This window comes from Mesorhizobium sp. M1A.F.Ca.IN.022.07.1.1 (genome assembly GCF_003997575.1).
Classification (GTDB): domain Bacteria; phylum Pseudomonadota; class Alphaproteobacteria; order Rhizobiales; family Rhizobiaceae; genus Mesorhizobium.
In genome coordinates this window covers 1-4962 of sequence record NZ_RZST01000390.1, presented here as the reverse complement: position 1 = coordinate 4962, position 4962 = coordinate 1, and the positions used below count along the sequence as shown (strand labels likewise).

General features: G+C 62.7%; 6 protein-coding genes. 3 read left to right on the top strand and 3 right to left on the bottom strand.

Features of this window, described 5'->3' with window-relative positions:
• Window positions 1-1092: caspase family protein (locus tag EOA75_RS28615; protein ID WP_206517050.1), on the bottom strand; the 1092-nt coding region annotated here is incomplete at its 3' end.
• Window positions 1093-1248: 156 nt separating this feature from the next.
• Window positions 1249-2112, bottom strand: coding sequence for an RNA polymerase factor sigma-32 (locus tag EOA75_RS28610; RefSeq protein ID WP_067001865.1), 864 nt, complete (start codon window positions 2110-2112; stop codon window positions 1249-1251).
• Between the two features lie 307 nt (window positions 2113-2419).
• Here EOA75_RS28610 and EOA75_RS28605 point away from each other — a divergent pair, with 307 nt between their 5' ends.
• The 3 genes from EOA75_RS28605 (at window position 2420) to EOA75_RS28595 (ending at window position 4784) form a co-directional block, all read left to right on the top strand.
• Window positions 2420-3193 (top strand): amino acid ABC transporter substrate-binding protein, encoded by a 774-nt coding sequence (locus EOA75_RS28605; RefSeq protein WP_127325740.1) that lies wholly within the window; start codon window positions 2420-2422, stop codon window positions 3191-3193.
• 119 nt (window positions 3194-3312) lie between these two features.
• Window positions 3313-3993 (top strand): ABC transporter permease subunit, encoded by a 681-nt coding sequence (locus EOA75_RS28600; protein WP_127216867.1) that lies wholly within the window; start codon window positions 3313-3315, stop codon window positions 3991-3993.
• Window positions 3990-4784, top strand: coding sequence for an amino acid ABC transporter ATP-binding protein (locus tag EOA75_RS28595; protein ID WP_067001874.1), 795 nt, complete (start codon window positions 3990-3992; stop codon window positions 4782-4784). The genes EOA75_RS28600 and EOA75_RS28595 overlap by 4 nt, the downstream gene beginning before the upstream one ends.
• Here the strand turns inward: EOA75_RS28595 and EOA75_RS34595 are convergent.
• Window positions 4779-4962, bottom strand: a 184-nt coding sequence (locus tag EOA75_RS34595) for a hypothetical protein (protein WP_206517049.1), incomplete at its 5' end; no start/stop codon positions are given. The genes EOA75_RS28595 and EOA75_RS34595 overlap by 6 nt on opposite strands.

The window sequence follows — 4962 nt, the reverse complement described above, 5'->3', positions numbered from 1 at the left end:
GATTTGGAAGCCAATCTGGACCGGAGCAGCCGAGCCGATCTGCGGCTCGTAACGCAAATTATCGACTTCACCGGCCATCAGGCTGGAATCCGGAGACAGGGTCCGGTCCGGCAGCGACAGAGTTCCCGTTGCCGGATAGCTTGCAAGCTTCAGGCTCACCGCGGGGTCGTTGCTGGGGAAATCGAGCTTCAGCGGAACCGGACCGACGCCAACCGGGATGCTGATATCGCGATTTTCGATCGCCTCGGCGGCGCCGGTGAGGTGGATGCCGCTCTCCGGATCCGGCTGCTTCTGCTTGGCCGTGACCTCCTGACCCCCGGCGTCATCGTGGCGCATCAGCACCACCTCGTCGACCAGCGAGGAATTCTCCCACGGAACCTGCTTGCCGTTGGTGGCTTTGACCACGTCGCGGCGAACCGCCGCCATCACCGTGCGGATTTCCTGGTTGGGCGCCAACGCGTGGCGCGAAAAGGCAGATGAGAACGGGCTGAGGGCACCGCGCCCGTCATAGGCGACCGCGCCTGGCTCGGTGGCGAAGGCAATCAGCGTGTTCAGTGAGCTCTTCACCTGCGCAAGGCCGGCGTCGCCCGCGACGATCAGCTGGTCCCTCAGCCAGTAATCCTGGCGGGGGAAAGGATTGTTCCGGCAGGCGTCGAGGATGATCACCTGGATCTTCGCTTTCGAACGCAATTGCTCCAGCACGTCGTCAAGCTTGATCGCCTGGACCTCGATGTCGGCGGCATCCTTCAGCGACGCGTCGACGGGGATCAGGAAATTCTCGCCCCCGATCTGAAAACCGTGGCCGGAATAGTAGACGACGGCCAGATCCGCACCGTCCGCCGCGGCGAGATAGTTGCGGAACCGCTCCTCGAACTGAAGCTTGGTCAAGTCCTTTGCGACGAACACGTCGAAGCCGGCCAGCCGGAACGTGTTCGCGACGTCCTGAGCATCTTTGTCCGGGTTTTTGAGAGCCGGAATATTTCGGTATTCGGCATTGCCGATGACCAAGGCAACCCTTCGATCGGCGTGAGCCTCGAACGCGGTGAAGCACACGAGAACCAGGGCTGCAAGGAACGCGCAGCATCGCAGCATGGCAAACCCCCATCCGCTAAAGTTGGTGCAGTCAGGAAGACAGTTTACGCCGCGAGGGTCTGTTAAAGAATTCACAATCCATGGCTACGGATGCAGAAAGCCGCCGGGATGGCTGACTGATAGTCTCCTGGCGACTTCGAGTCGCTGCCTTGGCTTTCAGGCGGCTTCCGCCAGGAATTCGGGGTTCTGTTTCACCAGCGCCGCCCGCAGCTTTTCCATGGCGCGGGCTTCGATCTGGCGGACGCGTTCCTTGGAGATGCCGAGCGCCTCGCCAAGCGATTCCAGGGTGGCGCCGTCGTCGCTCAGGCGGCGCTCCTCGATGATGCGCAGCTCGCGCGCATTGAGCGCGCCGAGCGCGCTCTTCAGCCAGACCGCGCGGCGCTCGACGTCTATCGTTTCGCCGACGACCTCGTCGGGAAGCGGATCCTCCGAGACCAGGAAATCCATCCGCTCGGCGGCGCCGTTCTCATCGGCAAGCGGGGTGTTGAGGGAGCTGTCGGGGGCCGAAAGACGCGAATCCATCATCGCCACGTCGGCTTCCGGCACGCCGAGCGCGGCCGAAACCTCGCGGTAAAGCGAGGCATTGGAGAGCGGCTCGGCGCCGTTGGCAAGCCGCGCGCGCAGCCGCCTCAGATTGAAGAACAGCGCCTTCTGCGCGGAGCTGGTGCCGCCGCGCACGATCGACCAGTTGCGCAGGATATAATCCTGCATCGAGGCGCGGATCCACCAGGTGGCATAGGTCGAGAAACGCACTTCGCGGGCGGGCTCGAAGCGGGCAGCCGCTTCCAGCAGGCCGACATGGCCTTCCTGAATGAGGTCGCCGAGCGGCAAACCGTAGTGGCGGAATTTGGAAGCCATCGAAATCACCAGCCGCATATGGGCGACGGTGATCAGATGCAGCGCGTCCTGGTCCTTTTTTTCCCTCCAGCGTATGGCCAGGAGATGCTCCTCGTCGCGCTCGAGATAGGGAGCCTTCATTGCCGCCCGGACCAGTGTCCGTCCTGCCACATCCTCGATCATGCCGGCTCCTTTTGGCGGTCGTTGCACTGGATGACGGTTGAAATGACGTCGCAGCGCCCTACAACAGCCAGCAACGTGCCAGAAGCGCGAATGGTTCCGTAGTGCCGGCGGATGCATATGCCTGCCGAAAACGTTTCTGTTATCGATCCGTGAGGCTTGGCTTGGCGGATTTTTCGCTGGTTTTGAGAACTGGATTTCTGGAACGGTCGATTTTTGAAATCTGGTTCCTTATTTCTTGAGCTTCCATCTGCCAGTTTGCGGCTCTCACCATGCGCCGGGGCACCGGTCAAAACGGGATCACAGAAAAATGAAATGGCTCAAATCGCTTCTCGTCGCCGGAACGCTGCAGGTTCTGGCAGTCACAGCCGGTCATGCCGGCGCCAATCTCGACCAGATCAAGCAGGCGGGCGTGATCAAGGTCGGCACGGAGGGCACCTACGCGCCCTTCACCTATCATGACGAATCCGGCGCCCTGGTCGGCTTCGACGTGGAGATCGCCCGGGCGATCGCCGAGAAGCTCGGTGTCAAGGTGCAGTTTCTCGAGGGCAAGTGGGACGGGCTGATCGCCGGGCTCGACGCCAACCGCTACGACGCCGTCATCAACGAGGTCGGCATCACCGACGCGCGCAAGGCCAAGTATGATTTCTCCGATCCCTACATCGCCTCCAAGGCGGTGCTGATCGTGCGCGGCGACAACAGCGACATCAAGACATTCGCGGATCTCAAGGGCAAGAAGGCGGCGCAGTCGCTGACCTCGAATTTCGGCAAGCTCGCCGAGAAGAACGGCGCCGAATTGGTCGGCACCGACGGCTTCGACCAGTCGATCCAGCTGCTGCTCACCGGTCGCGCCGACGCCACCATCAACGACAGCCTGTCCTTCCTCGATTTCAAGAAGCACAAGCCCGACGCCAATGTGAAGATCGCCGCGCAGGAAGAGAATGCCGATTATTCCGGTGTCATCGTGCGCAAGGGCGATCCGGAACTGGTGGCGGCGATCAACAAGGCGCTGGCCGACATCAAGGCCGACGGCACCTACAAGAGGATTGCCGACACATATTTCGGCCAGGACGTCTCGCAGTAAGCCCAGTCATCCCTTTTGCTTGTTCCGGCGGGCCGTCTTTGACGGCCCGCCGATTTTTACCTGATAGTCGCTCGGCATGCGGCCAGAGGGTCGCAGCGTCCGGAAAGGAGAAGGGCTCCGTGCCGCACTGGTTGCAATTGATGCTGGAGTCGCTGCCGACGCTGCTATGGGCGGCACTGATCTTTACCGTGCCGCTGACGCTGCTGTCCTTCGCCTTGGGGCTTATGGCCGGGCTGGTGACGGCGCTGATCAGGCTGTTCGGCCCGAAAGCGCTGGTCGCGCTTGTGCGCTTCTATGTCTGGATCTTTCGCGGCACGCCGCTCCTGGTGCAGCTCTTCCTGATCTTCTACGGCCTGCCGTCGGTGGGCATCCTGCTCGATGCCTTTCCCGCAGCGTTGATCGGCTTCACGCTCAATATCGGCGCCTACACGTCGGAGATCATCCGCGCCGTCATCGGCTCGGTGCCGAAAGGGCAGTGGGAGGCCTCCTATTCGATCGGCATGACCTGGAGCCAGGCGATGCGGCGCACGATCCTTCCGCAAGCGGGCCGCGTCGCGGTGCCGCCGCTCTCCAATACGTTCATATCGCTGGTCAAGGACACCTCGCTCGCGGCGGCAATAACGGTGCCCGAAATGTTCCAGGCTGCGCAGCGCATCGTCGCCACCACCTACGAGCCGCTGATCCTCTATGTCGAGGCGGCGGCGCTCTATCTGGCGATGAGCTCGGTGCTGTCGGCTCTGCAGGCGCGGCTGGAGGTGCGGCTCAACCGCTATGGCGGCTTCCTGGAGGCCAATGTATGATCGGCCTTACCAACATCGAGAAGCGCTTCGGCGACAATCTTGTCCTGAAAGGTGTCACCGTCAGCATCGACGAAGGCAGTGTCACGGCGCTGGTCGGGCCTTCGGGCGGCGGAAAAAGCACGCTCTTGCGCTGCATCAACCTCTTGGAAATTCCGACCTCGGGCACTTTGCGCATCGGCGACGAGACGCTGGAATTTCGGCCGGGCGCCAAGGTACCGGCGGCGGACATTCAGCGCGTGCGGCTGCAGACCGGCATGGTGTTTCAGAATTTTCAGCTCTTTCCGCATCGCACCGCGATCGAGAACGTCATGGAAGGGCTGGTGACGGTGCTGAAATGGCCGCAGGCGCGGGCGCGCGAGCGGGCGATGGCGCTGCTCGAGAAGGTCGGCATGGCGCATAAGGCCGATGCCTGGCCGGCGACTCTGTCAGGCGGCCAGCAGCAGCGCGTTGCGATCGCCCGGGCGCTGGCGCCGTCGCCGCGCGTGCTGCTTTGCGACGAGCCGACCTCGGCGCTCGATCCGGAGCTGGCGCAGGAAGTGGTCGACGTGCTGGGTCAACTGGCCCGCGAGGGCACCACCATGGTGATGGCCACGCATGATCTGAGACTCGCCTCCAAGATCGCGCAGGAGGTGGTGTTCCTCGATGCCGGCTCGATCGTCGAGAAGGGCCCGGCTTCGATCGTGTTCGACAACCCCGAGCGCGAGCGGACCAAGCGCTTCATCGCCTCGCTGCGGCAGGAGGAGGCGCGGAAGGAAGGCGGGGGCGGGGGATCAGGTACGATTCCTTCATAAGTTGGCGCTGCCCCTCATTGCCCTGCCGGGCATTTCTCCCCGTATAGTGACGGGAGAAAGGACGCTTTCATCAGAGAGTTCGCCAATCGCCAACGTTTCAGCATGGGCGCCAACGACGCCGTCATCTCGCTTCTCCCCGTTCACTATACGGGAGAAGGTGCCGGCAGGCGGATGAGGG

Bases quoted from the DNA above. Each gene is read 5' to 3' on its own strand.
- EOA75_RS28605 (WP_127325740.1), top strand. From the start codon at position 2,420: ATGAAATGGCTCAAATCGCTTCTCGTCGCCGGAACGCTGCAGGTTCTG.
- EOA75_RS28610 (WP_067001865.1), bottom strand. From the start codon at position 2,112: ATGATCGAGGATGTGGCAGGACGGACACTGGTCCGGGCGGCAATGAAG.
- EOA75_RS28595 (WP_067001874.1), top strand. From the start codon at position 3,990: ATGATCGGCCTTACCAACATCGAGAAGCGCTTCGGCGACAATCTTGTC.